This is a genomic window from Pantoea sp. UBA4549 (assembly GCF_002387285.1).
Taxonomy (GTDB): domain Bacteria; phylum Pseudomonadota; class Gammaproteobacteria; order Enterobacterales; family Enterobacteriaceae; genus Pantoea; species Pantoea borealis.
This window is the reverse complement of the sequence record NZ_DGLH01000009.1, coordinates 96,158-113,870: the sequence shown is the minus strand read 5'-3', so window position 1 is coordinate 113,870 and position 17,713 is coordinate 96,158. Positions and strand designations below refer to the sequence as shown.

Sequence of the window (17,713 nt, the reverse complement as noted above, 5' to 3'; positions counted from 1 at the left end):
GGCGCCATTAATGGCGCCCGGACACCACCGCGGGCGCATGAATACCCTAGGGACGCATGAATTCGTCCCCTCCAGATGGCATCGTTATCCCTGTAGGGGCGCCATTCATGGCGCCCGGAAACCAGCGCAGGCGCATAAATACGTCAGGGACGCATGAATGCGTCCCCTGCGGTTAAAATTGTTGCCCCTGTCCGGAAACCAGCGCAGGCGCATAAATACGTCAGGGACGCATGAATGCGTCCCCTGCGGTTAAAATTATTGCCCCTGTCCGGAAACCAGCGCAGGCGCATAAATACGCAGGGGACGCATAAATGCGTCCCCTGCGGTTAAAATCGTTGCCCCTGCATTTATCTACGCTGCTTTGCGACGCTTCATACCGATCAGCGTCGGGAACAGGAACAGCGACTGACCCAGACCGCGGTTGGTCAGTGACCAGACCGCGACTGAACAGAGCGAACAGATCCCGACGATGGCCAGCGGATAGAAACAGGCCCACAGCACGGAGAACCACGCCTGCTCAAACAGGTGATGGCGCTGGGCAAACAGAATCGCCGACATACCGAAAAACTCAATAAATATGCGGTGAATAACATAAATCTGCAGCGTATTACGCCCGACCCAGTTGAAAAAACGCATACTGAAATGCTGATTAAGCCAGCGGCAGGCCGCCACGCTCACCAGAACAGCAATCACACACATAAACAGGCTCTTATCCAGTCCCATAATTACGTGGAGGCCGGTCAGCGCCGCCAGCGCCGCCCACGGCAGCAGGTTTTCACGGCGCAGTTCGCTCAGGCGCAGCATCACCGGGCTCCAGAACGCGCCCAGCAGGAAGAACAGAAAATATTGCGCGACGCTCTGCGGGCCCCAGTACGGAATGATTTTATCCACCGCCAGATAATTCAGCACGACAGCCACAATCAGCAGCGCCATTTTCTGCTGGTGGAAAATTTTTGCGCACAGGAAATAGATCGCCAGACCATACAGGTACCAGGAGGTACTCATCGCCATAAACGTCAGCTTGAGAAACTCCAGCAGCGAGCCGGCGTAAGCCGCATTAAGATTTTGTGAGATGCGTTGCCCGGTGATTTCTGTTGAAATCCCGACAATTGACCACCACTGAATAAAGCCCCACAAAATATAGAGATAAAACAGATTGGTAATTCGGCTGGTAAAGACCTGTTTCCATGAACGATTCAAAATGCCGTTGGTTGCCAGCAGGCCGGAAACAAAAAAGAATGCCGGCATACGTAATGGCGACAGTACCGTATTAAACTGTACCCATATTTCTGCCGGAAACCATCCGGCGCTCAAATATTTTATCGTTGTTTCAAATCCCGGTAATACGGTGTGATAGAGAACCACCAGCAAAATACAGGCGCCCTTTAGCGTATTTATCCAGCCTATATCATTTTTCCCGTTATCTTTCATCAGGTTGACTCCTAAAGCTGTGTAGGTCTGTAAGAGGTAAACGCAGTAATAATCAATTTGCGAGTTATGGTTATTAAACGATTATTCAACAGCACTGCAGCGAGTGTATCTGGCGAAAGTCCTAAATTGTCTTTACTGGCCCTGATGTAACAGGACTTTACGTTAATTAAAATGCATTTACATATGCAGCAGGCCGCGCAGGAAGATATAAATTGTGATGGAGGGAAAATAATCAGTAAGAAAAGCTGCTATTTAATTAAGAGCAATCTGCAAACAGAGAAGCCAGTTAATAATTTAGCAATAAGATAATGATATGGCTATGCACCAAAATGATAAGAGAAACGCGAAGGGATATGATAGCACCATAATAAATAAGGGCCAGCGAACCGGCCCTGAATATTACTGATTAAGAAATTTATCAAGGAACTGCCGGGTACGCGCCTGCTGCGGATTGCTGAATAGGGTTCTGGCTTCCCCCTGCTCCACAATGCGCCCCTGGTCCATGAAGATCGCGCGATCGGCCACGTCACGCGCAAAACTCATCTCATGCGTGACGATCACCATGGTGCGTTTCTCCTGCGCCAGGGCGCGAATGGTATTAAGCACCTCTCCTACCAGCTCCGGGTCGAGTGCGGACGTCGGCTCATCAAACAGAATCACCTCCGGGCGCATCGCCAGCGCGCGGGCAATCGCCACGCGCTGCTGCTGCCCGCCGGAAAGCCGGCGGGGAAAGCTTGTCTCTTTACCCGTCAGTCCGACCTTCTCCAGCAGCTTACGTGCCCGCACCTCAGCCTCTGCTTTCGGCTCGCCTTTAACGATCACCGGCCCTTCAATAATGTTTTCCAGTACCGATCGATGCGGGAACAGATTGAAGTTCTGAAACACAAACCCCACCTGCTGGCGCAGCTGACGCACCTTCTCTTTCTGTTTGTTAAGGCTCAGGCTGGCGTCGATGGTGATGCCGCCTACCGTCACGGTTCCCTGATCCGGTACCTCCAGCAGATTAATACTGCGCAGCAGCGTGGTTTTTCCCGAACCGCTGGGGCCGATGATAGCCACGACTTCTCCGGCAGCCACGTCGAGATCGATGCCGTGCAGCACCGTCTGCCCGTGAAATTTTTTCACCAGCTGGCGGACTTCAATTGCACTCATTTATCCTCCCGATCCTGACGATTGACGTGCGCTTCAAGCCGGTTTTGCAGCGCGGAGAGCACGGTCGCCATGATCCAGTAGATCAGCGAAGCGGCCAGATACATGGTGAAGACTTCCAGCGTGCGTGAGGTGATTAACTGCGCCTGACGAAACAGCTCCGGTACCTGGATGGTAGCCGCCAGTGAAGTGTCTTTAACCAGACTGATAAAGCTGTTGCCCAGCGGTGGCAGCGCTGTACGGGCCGCCTGCGGCAGGATCACCCGGCGCAGCGTCTGCCACGGGGTCATGCCAATGCTGGCCGCCGCTTCCCACTGTCCGCGTTCAATCGAGGCAATTGCGCCGCGCAGTGACTCTGACGCATAGGCCGCCGTATTCAGCGACAGACCAATCATCGCTGAGGGAATGGGATCGAGTTCGATGCCAAACTGTGGCAGCCCGTAGTAGATCATAAACAGCTGGGCGATCAGCGGCGTGCCGCGGAAAACCGAGACATAGATGCGCGCCAGCCAGTTCACCGGCCAGAAGCGGGACAGGCGCATCAGGGCAAGAATAAAGCCCAGCAGCAGACCAAAAAACATCCCGCCGATGCTGAGCTGCAGCGTAAACAGTGCCCCTTTCAGTAAAAAAGGTGCTGAATCCAGCACCAGATGTACGCTCTCCAGCATTATTTGGTCACGTCCGTGCCAAACCATTTGTCAGAGAGTTTTTTCAGCGAGCCATCTTTCTGCATCTCTGCAATCGCCTGATCGATCGCTTTCAGCAGATCGTCGTTGCCCTTACGCACCGCCACGCCCGCTTCCAGACGCGAGAACGCCGGACCCGCCACGGCCATGGTGTCACCGGTTTTCTTCACCAGATCGAGCGCGGCCAGGCGATCAACCAGAATGGCATTCAGGCGGCCGGAGCGCAGATCCTGATATTTTGTCGGATCATCATCATAGGTGCGGATATCCACGCCTTTGACGTTATCACGCAGCCACTGCTCATAGTTGGAGCCGAGGCCCACCCCTACTTTTTTCCCTGCCAGATCTTCAGGTTTGGTAATGGTGCCGGCGTTTTTCTTCAGCGTCAGCGCCTGCACGCCTGAGATGGTATACGGCGTGGAGAAGTCATACTTCTTTTTACGCTCATCGGAAATAGTGACCTGGTTTATCGCGACATCAATACGTTTCGAATCAAGCGACGCCAGCATGCCGTCCCACTTGGTCGGCTTCAGCGCTGCTTTTACGCCGAGATGCTGTGCCAGCTCCTGCGCAAACTCCACCTCAAAGCCGGTCAGCTTGCCGCGCTCGTCCTGGAAACTGAACGGCGGATAGGTACCTTCAAGGCCCACGCGCAGTTCGCCTTTATTTTTGATCTGTGCCAGCAAATCTTCAGCGGCAAAGGTTTTAGCGTTGATGCCTGCGAGCAGCGCCACCGCCATCATTCCCATCGCCAGCGGGCGACGAATCAGAGAGAAAGCCATGTTTACCCCGTTATTATCTGTTGTGTGTGTCAGTGCAGGTGCGTCGCGTGACGCACCCTGTAACAGATAGCGTAGTCTTATTATCAGCGCCACAGAAATTACACGTCTGCGGTGACGTTACGCCTGTCTGTGGCAGCGATTATAAAGCGTTTCGTCAGCCTGTCTCATACCGAAGGATGATAAGCAAATAACGCCGGTGCGCCGCCGGTATGCACAAACAGCAGCGGCCCTTCACGCCGGAAGCGCTTCTGGCTGATACCGTCAATCAGACCGGCCATCGCTTTGCCGGTATAGACCGGATCCAGCATGATGCCCTCCAGTCGTGCCAGCAGCCGCACCGCTTCCATGCCCTCTTCGTTAGGTTCACCATAGCGCGGCGCGTAGTAGTCATCCCAGAGCGTGATCGCCGCCTGCGGCTGCAGCTCAAGCTGCTCAGCCAGCGCGCTGCGCAGACGCTCTACCACCGGCAGCTGCGCGGCCACACTACGTGACACTGTCACGCCAACCAGCTCACTTTCCGGTAAGAGTTGCTCCAGCCCTACTGCCAGACCGGCATGCGTACCGGCGCTGCCGGAGGCCACCACCACCGCAGCGAAATCCACCACGCCCTCGCTCTGATGGGCAATCTCCTGGGCACACTCTACATAGCCCACTGCACCCAGCGCATTTGAGCCGCCAACCGGCACGATATAAGGGCGATACCCCTGCGCTTCGAGACGCTCTGCGGCGTCGCTGAGCTGCTGCGGCGGATTATCCAGCGCTGCCACACTCTCAATCTCCACATCCATCAGGTCAAGCAGCAGGCGGTTGCCGTTGGAGAGATAATTTTCAGCCGTGGTGCCAATCGGGTTTTCCAGCAGCGCCACGCATTTCAGGCCGAGCCGCGCCGCCACTGCGGCCGTCTGGCGCACGTGGTTGGACTGAATCGCACCCGCCGTCAGCAGCACATCCGCGCCCTGACGCAGCGCGTCTGCGGCCAGAAACTCCAGCTTGCGCAGTTTGTTGCCGCCCAGCGCCACCGGCGTAACGTCATCACGTTTGATAAAAATATCACGGCCAAGGTAATCGGAAAGACGCGGCAGATGCTCCAGCGGTGTGGGTGCGCCAAGCAGCTCAAGACGCGGGAACTGATGCAGAAGATGTAGGGACAATGCAGCCTCCAGGGCAGTATGCAGATTTCCCTGTAGTGTTGCAGAAGATGCGATGAGGCGCATCCGGAATTGAGGGATAACAGCTGCCCGTTGCGGCACAGATCACCGCAACGGACATCAATTATTGATCAGCCGCGCTGCCAGCCGAGGAACTGATCGTATTTGCGCAGTGCAATACGGTAGTTGTTATTACCGGCATCGGGCAGATCGTGCTGCAGACACTCATGCCAGCTGTTGCCGGATAGATTTTCTGCCGGGAAATTTCTCGCTTTCAGCATGTCATCAAGTCGACGCAGGCGCACCACATATTCCCGAATCGTACTGTGGTTCATCTCGGTCTGTTCAAACAGATATTGTTTAAACGCCATGATGTCGAAGTAGTTCGGATGGGTATTACAAAAAATATCGCTGCAGAAACGGCATAGCGCTGTCAGTTCGGGCTGCAGCTTCATCCAGACCTGATCGTCAATCATCTGGTCCATACGGGCTATCGCCTCTTTATTAATGATCTGGCCACGAAATACCAGCGCCATACGATCTAATACTTTGCCACAGTGTGAACAGTTGCTTTGGCTATGTTTATAGTCTTTAAGATAACGACTTAACGGCCTGACTTTAATTTTGGCTCCCATTGCTGAGTCCCCGGTTTTTTTATTTTTGTTTCCCCAGGACTGAGTCTGTCAGCGCGCTCCCGCTAACCGGGCACGCAGGCGTTTGATCGCCTGACTGTGCAGCTGACTGACGCGGGATTCCCCCACTTCCAGCACCGCGCCAATCTCTTTCAGGTTCAGTTCTTCCTGGTAGTACAGTGTGAGCACGAGCTTTTCGCGTTCGGGCAACGCCTCGATTGCGTCAATTACGCGCTCACGCAGATTCCCTTCCATCAGCTGATGCAGCGGGTTTGCCTCTTCATGGCCCTCTGTCACCAGCTCCGCGCTGTCACCGTGCTCTTCCCGATACTCGTCATAAGAGAAGAGCTGGCTATTATTGGTATCCAGCAGGATCTGCCGGTACTCCTCCAGCGACACGTTCAGCTGCTGCGCCACCTCCTGCTCGGAGGCTGAGCGTCCAAGCGCCTGCTCCACCTGGTGCATGGCACCGGCTACCTCGCGCGCGTTGCGCCGCACGCTGCGCGGTGCCCAGTCGCGGCTGCGCAGTTCGTCCAGCATGGCGCCGCGAATACGCTGCACGGCATAGGTGGTAAAGGCGGTGCCCTGCAGCGCGTCGTAGCGCTCCACGGCATTCAGCAACCCGATGCCCCCCGCCTGCAGCAGATCATCAAGCTCCACGCTGGCCGGCAGGCGCACCTGCAGACGCAGCGCTTCATGCCGCACGAGGGGAACGTAGCGCTGCCAGAGCGAATGTTTATCCATCACGCCGCCGGCGGTATAGAGATCGTTCACGTTGACTACCCTGCGTTAATTAAGTTATCGGCATGATTATCCAATTCTGTAGCGGTTTCGATTGGCAGAATAGGCGGGCAAAAGCGAGGTTATTTCAAATTAGTGATGGATGGCGGTGACGGACACCGCCGTTGCGGACGTTACCTGTTGCGCTGCTGTAAACGCTGCCTTGTGGCAGGCGGCACCACGCACCACAGTGCGCAGATTTTGCCCGCCAGCGGCTGATAAGCGAAGCTGTCTTCCGCTTCACTCTCCAGCGCCGCGCTGAGCATCACCTGCCCGGTTTCACCATCAATGCTAATCAGTTTATTGCGGAACAGCCGCTGCAGATCGCTGCGTAAAAACAGGCCATTGTCGACGCTGTTATCCGCCAGCAGCCCCGCCTCGCTCTCGTCGGTGTTGATATGGCACGCCTCTACCCACGGCCAGCCGTGCGGTTCGGTAAGCGGCGTGCCGGTGATGACGCAGGCGCCGTAGCGCGCTTTCACCGCCGCCAGAAACGCCGCCTGGCTGGCGTGCTGCAGCACGCGGGTTTTCACCCGCCGCCCGACTTCGGTGCCGGGCATCACGGCGGCAGGCGCCGGCTGCTGCGGCGTACTCAGCACCACGATAAACTGCACGGCGCGCGACAGCGGAAAACAGGGGTGCGCCTGCGCGTCAAACAGCTGCCAGTACGCCTCCTCCTCCTGCTGACGCATCAGCACCAGCCGGTAGCCGCGGCTGGTGAGCAGGTTCTGCGCCGCCGCCGAGTGCGGATCGAGCATCGCATAGACCCGGCTCTCGCCCATCACTTTCCAGCGCCCGGCCTGGCTGGCGTCGTCGCTGCGGCGAAAATAGAGAAACGCCTGCTGCGTCTTCAGGTAGTGCTCAAAGCGGCGCAGATAGTTTTTGCGTTCGTTGTCATCGCTGATAAACAGCAGCTCCTCGAGCGGGCTGTTCAGCTCCTGCTGCGCAAACAGCGCGCGGATCACCAGATGGCGATAGCTCGCCGAGGGGCTCAGCAGGCCGCGTGCAGTGAGCGCCTTTTCGCCGGGATGCTGCTGCGCATAACGCAGCGCGATCTCATCAAACGAGAGCAGCTCACCCGGTAACAGATCGTAGTTGAAGCGCATCGCCCCTCCCTGAGTGGAAAACGTGACCTATAGCGGAATGGTTCTGTAACAGATTATCGGCCGCGCGGCGGCAGGCTGTAGCAGGCGATGCCGGTTTTATACGCAAAAAAAAACCCCGCCGGAGCGGGGTTTTGACGCTTATGCAGTGAGCGATTAGCCCTGCAGCAGAGAGAGAACCTGCTGTGGAACCTGGTTCGCTTTCGCCAGCACGGAGTTACCCGCCTGCTGAACGATCTGCGCTTTAGACATGTTTGACACTTCAGTTGCGTAGTCCGCATCCTGGATACGAGACTGAGCAGCCGTCAGGTTAGTGGTGGTGTTGTTCAGGTTAGTCACTGCTGAGTTCAGACGGTTCTGAATCGCACCCAGTGAAGAACGGAACTTGTCAATACTGCTGATAGCCGCATCCAGTGCTTTCAGTGGGTCAGCAGTAGTGGTAGTTGCAGTCTGAGCATCAGTGCTGATTTTGCCAGCCGCATCTTTATATGCAAGTTTGCCGCTACCGTTAGTGATTGAGCCATCATCCTGCACATAGTAATTTGCAACATTAGTGTTGGTCAGAGAACCGTCACCTTTAGCATAAACAGCTGCGCCGCCAGTTGTAACTGCGCCAGCACCATCTACATCATATGTACCAGCCGTGTAACCACCAGCCGCCATACCTGCTTTGAGTTTATCAGCGCTGATTGAGGCACCAGATACATCAATTTTACCAGCTGTACCACCTGTAAGTGTCAGGGTTTCGCCGGATTCTGTAGTGATGGTTGAAGCTTTTGCTGTACCGCCACCGTTAGTCTGTAAACCGGCCAGCGTTGCAACTGGCGGGCTGCCAGCACTGTTTTTTGTCAGGTTACCTGTTGTGTCCAGGAACAGCGCTGCACCGTCATCACCAGCGGTCAGAGTTCCGTCTTTAGCAATAATTACATCCTGCTTGGAACCGCCAATCTCTACGCTGGCCTTAGTAGTGTCACCAGCTGATGGATTCAGATAGCTTAAAACTTTAGCTGATGTTGCGCCTGCTTCTGAGAAGGTAAAGCTATTGCTGGCTTTATCAAACTTATAAGTGTTAGCCGCGGCAGATAAACCATCATCAACGGTACCAGCACTGGTAACAGTTGCGCCATCAGCCAGATTACTTAATACGTCTGAGGAGGCAGCGGCTTTATAACCAGCAGAACCTGTATAGGTTGAACCGCTCAGCGTAAAACCTGCTGCTTTCAAATCTGCGCCAGTAGCAACGGCATTGGCAACACCACCTTTACCGTTCACGTTAAAGCCGGTCAGACCCAGGGTTTTGCTGTCGATCTGCTTCAGGTCGATAGAGATGGTTTCGCCATCGTTGGCGCCAACCTGGATTTTCATGGTGCCATCTTTTGCCAGTACGTTCACGCCGTTAAACGTGGTCTGGCCCGATACGCGGTCAATCTCATCCAGACGGGATTTGATTTCGTCCTGAATAGAGTCCAGGTCAGACTGGCTGTTGGTGCCGTTCTGCGACTGTACGGTCAGTTCACGTACACGCTGTAAGTTGTTGTTAATTTCAGACAAGGCGCCTTCAGTGGTCTGCGCAGCTGAGATACCGTCGTTGGCGTTACGGGCTGCCTGAGTCAGACCTTTGATGTTGGACTGAAAACGGTTAGCAATAGCCTGGCCTGCTGCGTCATCTTTCGCGCTATTGATACGCAGACCAGATGACAGACGCTCCATTGAAGAAGAGAGAGCAGACTGGTTTTTGTTGATGTTGTTCTGAGTGATCAGCGAGAGGCTGTTAGTGTTAATGACCTGGGCCATGATAAAGTTTCCTGTTTAATCAAGTCTTTCGGTTAAGGTGTGGGCTTCAACCCTTCGGCTTCATCGCCGTCAAAGTTGTTATCGTCTGCCCCGGAACAACCTTTAGATTTTTTTTAGGACCGGGTGAATTTTTTTCGCTCCACCTGCCATGCTTATGGTTATCGCCACCCGCTTGCGCTTCTTTAGCCCCGCTTAACTTTTTTTTAGCGCCCGAATTACCTCCTTTACGCCCCTCTATTCCGTTTATTACTCACCGGTTATTAATTCTAAACTTTGACGCGTTGACGCCGATAATTGCGCTATTCACTCTTTGCAGCGACAGGAAAAGGAAACTATATGGCCAGCATCTCTTCCCTCGGCGTCGGCTCAGGCCTGCAGCTTGGCGATATTCTCGATAGCTTAACCAACGCCGAAAAAGCGAACTTAAAGCCGATTACCACCCAGCAGAGCGCCTATACCGCGAAGCTCAGCGCCTACGGCTCACTCTCAGGCGCGCTGACCGCGTTTCAGACCGCCAACAGCGCGCTCAATAGCGCCGATGTCTTCAGCGCCACCACTGCGACCAGCAGCAGCAGCGCGTTCAGCGCCACGACGTCGGGCAACGTAGTGGCAGGTAAGTACAGTATTAACGTGACCCAGCTGGCGCAGGCGCAGACGCTGACCTCGGCGGCGCAGAGCAGCAACAGCAGCGCGCTCGGCGACAGCGCCGCCAGCCGCACCCTGACCATTAAGCTTGCCGACGGCAGCAGCAAAGATATTGCCCTCACCAGCGACCAGACCTCGCTGACCGGGATGCGTGATGCGATCAATAAAGCGAATGCCGGTGTCTCTGCCAGTATTATCAAGAGCAACGAGGGTGAGTACCGTCTGTCGCTGACCGCCACTAAAACCGGCGAGGCACACGCGGTGGCAGCGGTCAGCGTCAGCGGCGACGACACGCTGCAGGCAGTGGTCGGCTTTGATCAAAATGATATCGCAGCGAACAACAAGCTCAGCGTCAGCGTCGCAGCGCAGAACGCGCAGCTCACCGTGAATAATGTGCCAATTACCAGCAGCAGTAACAGCATCAGCGACGCGCTGGAGGGGATCTCGCTGAATCTGACCGCGACCACCAGCGGCAGCCAGACGCTGACCGTGGCGCAGGACACGTCAAAAGCCACTACTGCGCTGAGCAACTTTGTTAACGCCTATAACACGCTGCTCGATCAGTTCAGTACGCTGACCAAATACACCGCGGTGGAAAAAGGTGCCGACGCGCAGGATGCCAGCAACGGCGCGCTGGTTGGTGACAGCACCCTGCGCAGCATTCAGACGCAGATTAAGGGGCTGCTGACCAACTCCGCCAGCAGCTCCTCTTATAAAACGCTGGCGCAGATTGGCATCACCTCCGATCCCACCTCCGGCAAGCTCACGCTGGATGACAGCAAGCTGAAAACCGAGCTGGCGAAAGATCCGGACGGCATTAAAGAGATGGTCGTCGGCGACGGGAAAAAAACCGGTATTACCACGCGACTGGCCGATAACCTTACGACCTGGCTCTCAAGCAAAGGGCCGATCCAGAGCGCCAAAGATGGCGTCAGCAAAACGCTGAATGAGCTGACGCAGAAATATAACGACATGAATACGCGCATCAATGACCTGATTGCACGCTATAAAACCCAGTTTACCCAGCTGGATCTCGCCGTCAGTAAGCTCAACAGCACCAGCGACTACCTGACGCAGCAGTTTGACAGCATGACCAGCAGCTCGAAAAAATAAGGAGTAACCATGTACGGTGCAAACGGCACGCAGGCCTATGCAAAAATTGGCGTTGAGAGCGCCGTAATGAGCGCCACCTCGCCGCAGCTGATGACGCTGCTGTTTGATGGCGCCATCAGCGCCGTGGTGCGTGCGCGTCTGTTTATGCAGGAGGGCAACATTGCGGGCAAAGGCAACGCAATTTCGAAAGCGATCAATATTATCGAGGCCGGCCTGAAACAGGGTCTGGATGAGGCGTCGGGCGATGAGCTGACGCTGAACCTTATCGGTCTTTACTCTTATATGGTCCGCCGTCTGGTTGAGGCGAACATCCGCAACGACGTGGCAGCACTGGAAGAGGTTGAAACGCTGCTGCGCAATATCGCTGATGCCTGGAAAGAAGTCGCTTAATCTTAACTCTTTAGGACGCTATGTTATGACTACTGCACCGCACCTGATGCTGGCTTATCAGCAGATCCTCACCCTCAGCCACGGCATGCTGCGCCACGCCAGCCGCGGCGAGTGGGATGATTTGATTACTCACGAAATGGATTACGTCAGTGCGGTGGAGCGTCTGGCGCAGAGTACGGAAACCACGCCGCCGTCAGGCCAGCTGCAGGAGCAGCTGCGTCCGGTCCTGCGTCATATTCTGGACAATGAGAGCGAAGTGAAGCGTCTGCTGCAGGCGCGGATGGATGAGCTGACGCGGCTGGTCAGTCAGTCCTCAGTACAGAAATCGGTCATGCGTGCTTATGGCCAGCAGGGCGACGTCTGGCTGCCGCAGAGCTGAATGCCTGCCCTCTCCCGCCGGGAGAGGGTCTCTTACTGCGTTACTGCACGGTGTGTGCCGCGACCGGTTTCATCAGCTCTGGCTCAATATCCTGAATCACCGCCTCATCGGGCCGCTTCGCGACCTCTTCCAGCGCCTGCTGGCACTCCACGGTGGGCTGTTCCACTTTACGCAGGCGCAGACCATCATACTGCAATTCACCGTTTTCCAGCACCAGCGGCATCACGCGCGACTGGCGATTGACGTTGACCCAGTTGTCGCTCAGACGGGTCAGCTTGCCCGGTTTGGCAATCACCCGCTGCCACTGGCGGCAATCCAGCGTGTCGCCGTCGGCGGTGATAATCAGGCTGCCCAGCGCCTGGCCGCTGATAAGCTTGCTTTGCGGCCCGACGGTCTGCCAGTTGCCCTGCAGCGCGGCCGGTGCCGGGGTTTTTACCGCATCACTGTAGCTGTTAATCTGCGCACACCCGCTGAGCGCGACGGCGGCCAGCACGATCCACTTTTTCATTTTAATTCCCTGTCCTCGCGTTAATGGCGGCTACGGTATAATTTTTCTCAGGCGTAAGGCAAGCGGTCTGCAGCAAAACCCGGCGCGCCTGACAACGCGCCAGGTTACCGTTACACTATGCGCCGAGTTAATGACCCGGAATAGAGCATGAAAACCCCTGAAGAGTACTATAGCCTGGCACGCAGCCTGTTTTTTACCGCCCACCCTACCTTTCAGGCCGCGCTGGATGAGCTGAGCGAAAGCGACGCCCGCGCGGCGAATATGTCACTGCGTGAACTGCGCGACTGGCATGCCGAACGTATCTATGCGGCTTTTATCCGCCAGAAAAAACTGGATGGTATTCTGTTCTCTATTCAGCTCGCCGAGCCGGATAAGGCGGTCGCCGCAGAGGCGATTGAAGCTTATCTGAAGACGCACGCTGAGGCGCTGGGTATGACGTGGGAAGAGTTTTGTATAAAGAATGAGCTGTAGCGCTGCACGGCAGCGCGCAAAGTTGTACAACAGAGAAAATATAGTTGTACAAAGGAATATTTTTGTATAAGTTACGCACCATGACAACCGTCAAGGATTGTCCCTTAACGAATGGTGCGTGTGCGCCACCTCTGGAAGTGGTGCTGGTTTTCCACTTCCAGAGGTTCATTTTTTTCCCTGCTTTTTCCGGCAACCCTTCCTGATTCACCGGTGCGTACACTTTTTTCCCTTCTGTGCCGCCTGCGCCCCTTGCTACTGTTTTTATTTACAGTAATATGATGCCCTGACCTTATTTGATGGATGGTTCTGATGTTTGTAGAGCTGATTTACGACAAACGCAACGTCGCAGGCCTGCCCGGCGCGCGCGAAATGATTCAGGCTGAGCTCGAAAAGCGGGTGCAGCGTGTGTTTCCGGAGGCTGAAGTACGGGTAAAACCGATGGAGCGCAACGGAATCGAAACCGATTTAAGCAAAAACGATAAAGCGACCGTTGCGCGCATTGTCGAAGAGATGTTCGATGAGGCGGATATGTGGCTGGTGGCCGACTAGGCCACCCTGCCGTATGCGGTTAGCTCTCCTGCTCAATATGGTTAACCGCAATCTCTAAATCCTGAATTGTCTGATCAATATTCTCCAGCAGTTTACCCTGCTCATTAATCAGCTGCTCAAAACGTCCTGCGTACTCTTTGTCTTTGTACTCACCGGCATCAAACGCCAGCCAGTGTGCAGAGAGCGTTTCAGTGTTGGTTTGCGCATAGTGACGCATCTCTTTAAGCTGTGAGGTAACATCGCGCAGGTACTCAGGTTTGGTTTTAATCGCTTCTGAATCGCTCATGCTATTTTCCTTTTTGCTTGTTTTGCCAGTTAAAATAACGTCTGAGTGATTAAAGATAGTCGATAATAGCGAAGCCGCACTAAGAATAGTCGGAAGTCTGTGAACGGCTGAAGCTGACATCCCTGTCAGTATAGATGGCTGTACATCAGAGGTATTTTCGCGCCAGCGTTATCAGTTCCGCTTTGGCTGCTTCCCCCAGCTGGCTCACGCCATGTTCAACAAACGTAAATGCCTGCACAAAATCCTTTACCCCGGCATCCAGTGCCGCTGCGGCCGGTGACGTTTTCTCCTCAGCGTTTTGGGCCGGCAATACCGCCGGAGCAGCGTCCGTGCTGGCCGGTGTTGTCGCCAGCGGATCGTCTGCTGCTGGCTGCGCCGCTGTATCAGCCGGTACTCTCTCCTCTGTTGTCGCGGTGACTTCTGCGCCCGCTACGCTCCCCTCCGTTAACGCCGGCGCAGCAGAACTGGCCGGTGCCGTTTCGTTGGCAAAACTCTCCAGCGGGGACACATCGTGCGGCTCCGCTGCTGCTGCCGGGTTAATGCTCTGTTGTTCACTCATGGTACTCTCCTTCTTCCGGGTTAACGATCGCCGCTGCCGTAGCCATACCGCGATCTGACTGGTAATACTCATCAGCGCCTCCCTGCTGCTAGCTGCTGCGTTTAGCCGGTCTGGCCTTTTCCCGCACCACTATTCCGTCAATTTTTAGCTGCAGTTCTGCCAGCTGCTCCGTCAGTTCAGCCACCCGCGCTTCGCGCCGGTCAGAGATTTGCCGGTACTCTTCCCGGATATTTTCGACGCGCTGGTTAGCCTCATTGCTGACGTAGATAAACATGGCCGTCATACCAATGCATATCAGCGATAACAGCAGCATCATTCCTCCCAGCAGTAGCTGACGCCGGTGGTTTCTTATCGTAAATTCACTGTTTATCTGCACCATCACGATTCTCCTCAAGCGTGGTTATCAATTGATTGATCTGAGTGCGAAGTTTATCGCTGTGATCGGTTTCCGTTGTGGCCAGCAAAATGCCCAGCGCATTTTTTATCAGGCGCAGATCGGTCTCCAGTGAAGAGATGCGGCGCAGATTGCGATCGTGGCGAATGCGCAACTCATCGTTCTCCTGCCGCATCAGCGCATGACTCTCTTTCAGTAACATCACCTGCTCTTTGTAACTGGTGATAATCTCTCCGCCTGCACGATTGCTGGTTACGATGGTTGCTATGCCGGCCAGTAATGGTTTCCAGAACACCGCGGCTGCACCACCGCCGAGAAGCAGTGCGCCAACGCTGGTGATCATACTACTCTCCATGCCTTACCTCTCAGTACTGGCAAGGGCTCCGCCCGGAATACACTGACCTCCCCTTGCCAGTCATATGGTCAGTGTATTTTAAGTTTACTTTAATCGATTAATTTAAGTATACTTAAGTAAATCTTTCAGGAGTTGTCAAGATGCAGAATCAGGAAACGCCAGGCCAGCGTATTCGCGCTCGCCGTAAAATACTGAAACTCACCCAGCAGCAGCTGGCGGCAGACGTCGGGGTGTCGCACGTAGCCATTTCACAATGGGAAAAAAATGAGACGCTGCCGCGCGGCGAACACCTGCTCCGGCTGGCAGAGCTGCTCCAGTGCCCGGCGGCATGGCTGTTTGATGGTGAGGGGGAACCGTTTGCGGTCGTCAGCAGCCACAGCAGCGTGCGGGCTGTGCCGCTGCTGACGCTGCAGCAGGTCACCGGCTGGCTGGATGAGACCCGCCTGCAGCTGCAGCGGGAAGCGGATCGCTTCCTCTACTGTGACAATGCGGTAAGCGACAGTGCTGTCGCCGTTCAGTTAAACGATCATTCCATGCAGCCAGCCTTTCTGCCCGGCGATTTGCTGATATTTGAACCACAGCGATCTGCAGCACCCGGTGAGGTTGTGCTGGCGCTGTATGCCGGGCAGGCGCTGGTCAGAATGTTACGGGTGCACTCTCCTTCTCAGAACGAAGAGCATTTTTTATTGCGTCCGGTTAATGAAGATTATCCTGTGCTTCGCACGGACAGACATGAGGTGCAGATTATCGGCGTGCTGGCTGAGCAGCGCCGGCGTTACCGCGCTGACGATCGGTAAAAACCCGCACGGGGCGGGTGTGGCATAGGGTATTTACCTGTTACAGAACGTCGGTCAGGCGATCGATAACAACCCGGCCTGACGCATCCGTCTGCGTAATACGGTAGTTCACGTTCCAGGAGCGACGGGTAGTAAATCTGTCGCTCAGCATCACACTGCCTTTTACCAGGCCCTGGCTGTTTACGATCTGCCAGCGGGTAGTGGCTTCCCGATCCTGCCTCGCAGCCTGTTTATCCTGCTCAATCAGACGATCTTCTGCGTCCAGTTTTAAGTAATCGCGTAACATTTTATTCCTCCGGCTAACGCCGTTTAAGATACGCATTTCGTTAATCTATTCAATCGAAAATATTTATCGTTAGTGCATATTCATTTCGTCCGATTGATAAATTGAATTGACGCCTGTTATGCCGCCGCGCTTATCAGATAAATAGGTAAATTTTATGCTGATTTAGCCTCTCCGGGCTGGACATCTTTGCCGGTTCGACGGTTAATGTAGAGGCTTAAATAACGTTCCGGCAGGACAATTGCATGCTGACCACTATTCTTTACCGCAGTCATCTTGATGAACATGTTCCCGTCAGAGTTCTTGAAGATATTGTGGCCCGCGCAAACACCAAAAATGCGCTGTCGGACATAACCGGCATTTTATTATTTGATGGCCGGCATTTCTTTCAGCTTCTGGAAGGACCGGATCGCGCTGTCAGGCATATCTATGAGCGTATTCGTCAGGATGCACGTCATCACAACCTGGTAGAGCTGATGCATGATTTTGCGCCAGCGCGCCGCTTTGGTAATACTGGTATGGAGCTGTTTGATCTGCGTCAGCATGCCAGAAGCAGCGTGCTGCAGGCTGTACTTGATAAAGGTACGTCACGCCATCAGCTGACCTACGACGATCGTGCCCTGCAGTTTTTGCGCACCTTTGTTGAGGCGCGTGAAAAAGAGAACTATTTTGAAATCCCGCCGGCGAACACGTGGGAGTTTGTCGAAGATGATACAGCACGCCGCGAGCTGAATGATTTTCAGCACTTCATTCAGGATTGCCGCTTTGCTTTCCAGCCTATTGTGGATCCCTTTTCACGGCGCATTGCTGCCTATGAAGCGCTGATCCGCACGCCTTCCGGCGGTGCGCCGGAAGAGTATTTCGCCGCCTTTGGTGGTGATGCGGTTTATCGGGCCGATATTCAGTCAAAAAGCCTGGCATTCAATCTCGCCAGCAAGCTCGGGCTGGGGCAGCATACACTCACTATCAATCTGCTGCCGATGTCTCTGGTGACCGTACCCCATGCCGTAGATTTCCTGCTTGCAGAGATCCACGCCAGCGGTCTCATTCCTGAGCAAATCGTGGTGGAAGTCACAGAGAATGAAATCATTTCACGCGCCGATGAATTTACAGCGGAAGTCCGGAAGTTAAAAGCTGCCGGTATCAGTCTGGCGCTGGATGATTTTGGTGCCGGCTTTGCCGGACTCTCTCTGCTGGCAAAATTTCAGCCCGATAAAATAAAAATCGATCGTGAAATTATCAGTGACGTTCATAAAAGCGGCCCGAAGCAGGCAATTGTGCATGCGATTATTAAATGCTGCGCTTCACTGGAAATTGCCGTAGTGGCCGAAGGCGTTGAAAAAGCAGAAGAGTGGATGTGGCTTGAAGCAGCCGGTATTAATCAGTTTCAGGGCTATCTTTTTGCGCGGCCAATGCTGAATGCATTTCCGTCAATCGCATGGCCTGAAATCAGATAGCATCTGTCAGAAGCGCATCTCT

Annotated in this window: 22 protein-coding genes; 7 read left to right on the top strand and 15 right to left on the bottom strand. The window is 54.7% G+C overall.

Annotated elements, in window-relative coordinates; genetic code table 11:
• Positions 1 to 351: 351 nt before the first annotated feature.
• The 9 genes from B3041_RS07240 to B3041_RS07200 all read right to left on the bottom strand — a co-directional run bounded on the left by B3041_RS07240 (position 352) and on the right by B3041_RS07200 (position 9,505).
• On the bottom strand, positions 352 to 1,431 hold the full coding sequence (locus tag B3041_RS07240) for an acyltransferase family protein (RefSeq protein WP_292970928.1): 1,080 nt from the start codon (positions 1,429 to 1,431) through the stop codon (positions 352 to 354).
• A 399-nt stretch (positions 1,432 to 1,830) separates the two neighbouring features.
• Positions 1,831 to 2,583 (bottom strand): L-cystine ABC transporter ATP-binding protein TcyN, encoded by a 753-nt coding sequence (gene tcyN / locus B3041_RS07235; protein ID WP_292970925.1) that lies wholly within the window; start codon positions 2,581 to 2,583, stop codon positions 1,831 to 1,833.
• Positions 2,580 to 3,248, bottom strand: a complete 669-nt coding sequence (tcyL, locus tag B3041_RS07230) for a cystine ABC transporter permease (RefSeq protein WP_071667941.1) — start codon at positions 3,246 to 3,248, stop codon at positions 2,580 to 2,582. The genes tcyN and tcyL overlap by 4 nt, the downstream gene beginning before the upstream one ends.
• Positions 3,248 to 4,048 (bottom strand): cystine ABC transporter substrate-binding protein, encoded by an 801-nt coding sequence (gene tcyJ, locus B3041_RS07225; RefSeq protein WP_065649051.1) that lies wholly within the window; start codon positions 4,046 to 4,048, stop codon positions 3,248 to 3,250. Before tcyJ ends, tcyL begins: the two co-directional genes overlap by 1 nt.
• Positions 4,049 to 4,212: 164 nt before the next feature.
• A complete protein-coding gene (locus B3041_RS07220) occupies positions 4,213 to 5,199 on the bottom strand; it encodes a D-cysteine desulfhydrase (RefSeq protein WP_292970916.1) in 987 nt (328 codons plus the stop codon).
• Between the two features lie 128 nt (positions 5,200 to 5,327).
• Positions 5,328 to 5,831: a flagella biosynthesis regulatory protein FliZ gene (fliZ, locus tag B3041_RS07215; RefSeq protein WP_065649049.1), complete on the bottom strand. Its 504-nt coding sequence runs from the start codon at positions 5,829 to 5,831 to the stop codon at positions 5,328 to 5,330.
• Positions 5,832 to 5,879: 48 nt separating this feature from the next.
• Complete coding sequence (locus B3041_RS07210; protein WP_039385048.1) at positions 5,880 to 6,602, bottom strand: RNA polymerase sigma factor FliA; 723 nt, start codon at positions 6,600 to 6,602, stop codon at positions 5,880 to 5,882.
• A 140-nt stretch (positions 6,603 to 6,742) separates the two neighbouring features.
• Entirely contained in the window at positions 6,743 to 7,714 is a 972-nt protein-coding gene (locus B3041_RS07205; protein WP_292970908.1) for an HNH endonuclease signature motif containing protein, read from the bottom strand.
• Between the two features lie 153 nt (positions 7,715 to 7,867).
• Positions 7,868 to 9,505: a FliC/FljB family flagellin gene (locus B3041_RS07200; protein WP_292970905.1), complete on the bottom strand. Its 1,638-nt coding sequence runs from the start codon at positions 9,503 to 9,505 to the stop codon at positions 7,868 to 7,870.
• Positions 9,506 to 9,841: 336 nt separating this feature from the next.
• Between B3041_RS07200 and fliD the strand changes: the two genes are divergently transcribed.
• Genes fliD through fliT form a run of 3 tightly spaced genes read left to right on the top strand, consistent with a single transcriptional unit; the run spans position 9,842 to position 12,032 of the window.
• Entirely contained in the window at positions 9,842 to 11,263 is a 1,422-nt protein-coding gene (fliD, locus tag B3041_RS07195) for a flagellar filament capping protein FliD (RefSeq protein ID WP_292970902.1), read from the top strand.
• 9 nt (positions 11,264 to 11,272) lie between these two features.
• Positions 11,273 to 11,653, top strand: a complete 381-nt coding sequence (fliS, locus tag B3041_RS07190) for a flagellar export chaperone FliS (protein ID WP_292970899.1) — start codon at positions 11,273 to 11,275, stop codon at positions 11,651 to 11,653.
• Between the two features lie 25 nt (positions 11,654 to 11,678).
• Positions 11,679 to 12,032: a flagella biosynthesis regulatory protein FliT gene (gene fliT, locus B3041_RS07185; protein WP_065649044.1), complete on the top strand. Its 354-nt coding sequence runs from the start codon at positions 11,679 to 11,681 to the stop codon at positions 12,030 to 12,032.
• A gap of 40 nt (positions 12,033 to 12,072) precedes the next feature.
• On the opposite strand, the gene yedD is transcribed toward fliT, so the two are convergent.
• Positions 12,073 to 12,540, bottom strand: a complete 468-nt coding sequence (yedD, locus tag B3041_RS07180; RefSeq protein WP_292970895.1) for a lipoprotein YedD — start codon at positions 12,538 to 12,540, stop codon at positions 12,073 to 12,075.
• A gap of 147 nt (positions 12,541 to 12,687) precedes the next feature.
• Here yedD and B3041_RS07175 point away from each other — a divergent pair, with 147 nt between their 5' ends.
• Both B3041_RS07175 and B3041_RS07170 read left to right on the top strand, forming a co-directional pair.
• Positions 12,688 to 13,011 (top strand): DUF6388 family protein, encoded by a 324-nt coding sequence (locus B3041_RS07175; RefSeq protein ID WP_039385062.1) that lies wholly within the window; start codon positions 12,688 to 12,690, stop codon positions 13,009 to 13,011.
• Between the two features lie 309 nt (positions 13,012 to 13,320).
• Complete coding sequence (locus B3041_RS07170; protein WP_065649042.1) at positions 13,321 to 13,560, top strand: DinI-like family protein; 240 nt, start codon at positions 13,321 to 13,323, stop codon at positions 13,558 to 13,560.
• A 19-nt stretch (positions 13,561 to 13,579) separates the two neighbouring features.
• Here the strand turns inward: B3041_RS07170 and B3041_RS07165 are convergent, their stop codons facing one another.
• The 4 genes from B3041_RS07165 to B3041_RS07150 all read right to left on the bottom strand — a co-directional run bounded on the left by B3041_RS07165 (position 13,580) and on the right by B3041_RS07150 (position 15,154).
• The gene (locus B3041_RS07165) at positions 13,580 to 13,846 is read right to left on the bottom strand and encodes a hypothetical protein (RefSeq protein ID WP_065649041.1); all 267 of its coding nucleotides are present in this window, start codon (positions 13,844 to 13,846) and stop codon (positions 13,580 to 13,582) included.
• Between the two features lie 145 nt (positions 13,847 to 13,991).
• Positions 13,992 to 14,405 carry a hypothetical protein gene (locus B3041_RS07160; protein ID WP_065649040.1) on the bottom strand — a complete coding sequence of 138 codons (414 nt, stop codon included), beginning with the start codon at positions 14,403 to 14,405 and terminating at the stop codon, positions 13,992 to 13,994.
• Positions 14,406 to 14,493: 88 nt separating this feature from the next.
• Entirely contained in the window at positions 14,494 to 14,784 is a 291-nt protein-coding gene (locus B3041_RS07155) for a hypothetical protein (protein WP_065649039.1), read from the bottom strand.
• Positions 14,765 to 15,154 (bottom strand): hypothetical protein, encoded by a 390-nt coding sequence (locus B3041_RS07150; protein WP_065649038.1) that lies wholly within the window; start codon positions 15,152 to 15,154, stop codon positions 14,765 to 14,767. Before B3041_RS07150 ends, B3041_RS07155 begins: the two co-directional genes overlap by 20 nt.
• A 140-nt stretch (positions 15,155 to 15,294) precedes the next feature.
• Here B3041_RS07150 and B3041_RS07145 point away from each other — a divergent pair, with 140 nt between their 5' ends.
• Positions 15,295 to 15,951 (top strand): helix-turn-helix domain-containing protein, encoded by a 657-nt coding sequence (locus B3041_RS07145; protein WP_065649037.1) that lies wholly within the window; start codon positions 15,295 to 15,297, stop codon positions 15,949 to 15,951.
• A 40-nt stretch (positions 15,952 to 15,991) separates the two neighbouring features.
• On the opposite strand, the gene B3041_RS07140 is transcribed toward B3041_RS07145, so the two are convergent.
• Positions 15,992 to 16,237, bottom strand: coding sequence for a hypothetical protein (locus tag B3041_RS07140; protein WP_292970881.1), 246 nt, complete (start codon positions 16,235 to 16,237; stop codon positions 15,992 to 15,994).
• Positions 16,238 to 16,479: 242 nt separating this feature from the next.
• Here B3041_RS07140 and B3041_RS07135 point away from each other — a divergent pair, with 242 nt between their 5' ends.
• Complete coding sequence (locus B3041_RS07135) at positions 16,480 to 17,691, top strand: diguanylate phosphodiesterase (RefSeq protein WP_292970878.1); 1,212 nt, start codon at positions 16,480 to 16,482, stop codon at positions 17,689 to 17,691.
• Positions 17,692 to 17,713 lie beyond the last annotated feature (22 nt).

Excerpts from the sequence above, each read along its gene's own strand:
- B3041_RS07240 (WP_292970928.1), bottom strand. The coding sequence starts at position 1,431 with ATGAAAGATAACGGGAAAAATGATATAGGCTGGATAAATACGCTAAAG.
- fliD (WP_292970902.1), top strand. The coding sequence starts at position 9,842 with ATGGCCAGCATCTCTTCCCTCGGCGTCGGCTCAGGCCTGCAGCTTGGC.
- fliT (WP_065649044.1), top strand. The coding sequence starts at position 11,679 with ATGACTACTGCACCGCACCTGATGCTGGCTTATCAGCAGATCCTCACC.
- yedD (WP_292970895.1), bottom strand. The coding sequence starts at position 12,540 with ATGAAAAAGTGGATCGTGCTGGCCGCCGTCGCGCTCAGCGGGTGTGCG.
- B3041_RS07160 (WP_065649040.1), bottom strand. The coding sequence starts at position 14,405 with ATGAGTGAACAACAGAGCATTAACCCGGCAGCAGCAGCGGAGCCGCAC.
- B3041_RS07150 (WP_065649038.1), bottom strand. The coding sequence starts at position 15,154 with ATGGAGAGTAGTATGATCACCAGCGTTGGCGCACTGCTTCTCGGCGGT.
- tcyL (WP_071667941.1), bottom strand. The coding sequence starts at position 3,248 with ATGCTGGAGAGCGTACATCTGGTGCTGGATTCAGCACCTTTTTTACTG.
- tcyJ (WP_065649051.1), bottom strand. The coding sequence starts at position 4,048 with ATGGCTTTCTCTCTGATTCGTCGCCCGCTGGCGATGGGAATGATGGCG.
- B3041_RS07205 (WP_292970908.1), bottom strand. The coding sequence starts at position 7,714 with ATGCGCTTCAACTACGATCTGTTACCGGGTGAGCTGCTCTCGTTTGAT.
- fliS (WP_292970899.1), top strand. The coding sequence starts at position 11,273 with ATGTACGGTGCAAACGGCACGCAGGCCTATGCAAAAATTGGCGTTGAG.
- B3041_RS07140 (WP_292970881.1), bottom strand. The coding sequence starts at position 16,237 with ATGTTACGCGATTACTTAAAACTGGACGCAGAAGATCGTCTGATTGAG.
- B3041_RS07175 (WP_039385062.1), top strand. The coding sequence starts at position 12,688 with ATGAAAACCCCTGAAGAGTACTATAGCCTGGCACGCAGCCTGTTTTTT.
- B3041_RS07165 (WP_065649041.1), bottom strand. The coding sequence starts at position 13,846 with ATGAGCGATTCAGAAGCGATTAAAACCAAACCTGAGTACCTGCGCGAT.
- fliZ (WP_065649049.1), bottom strand. The coding sequence starts at position 5,831 with ATGGGAGCCAAAATTAAAGTCAGGCCGTTAAGTCGTTATCTTAAAGAC.
- B3041_RS07135 (WP_292970878.1), top strand. The coding sequence starts at position 16,480 with ATGCTGACCACTATTCTTTACCGCAGTCATCTTGATGAACATGTTCCC.
- tcyN (WP_292970925.1), bottom strand. The coding sequence starts at position 2,583 with ATGAGTGCAATTGAAGTCCGCCAGCTGGTGAAAAAATTTCACGGGCAG.
- B3041_RS07155 (WP_065649039.1), bottom strand. The coding sequence starts at position 14,784 with ATGGTGCAGATAAACAGTGAATTTACGATAAGAAACCACCGGCGTCAG.
- B3041_RS07145 (WP_065649037.1), top strand. The coding sequence starts at position 15,295 with ATGCAGAATCAGGAAACGCCAGGCCAGCGTATTCGCGCTCGCCGTAAA.
- B3041_RS07170 (WP_065649042.1), top strand. The coding sequence starts at position 13,321 with ATGTTTGTAGAGCTGATTTACGACAAACGCAACGTCGCAGGCCTGCCC.
- B3041_RS07200 (WP_292970905.1), bottom strand. The coding sequence starts at position 9,505 with ATGGCCCAGGTCATTAACACTAACAGCCTCTCGCTGATCACTCAGAAC.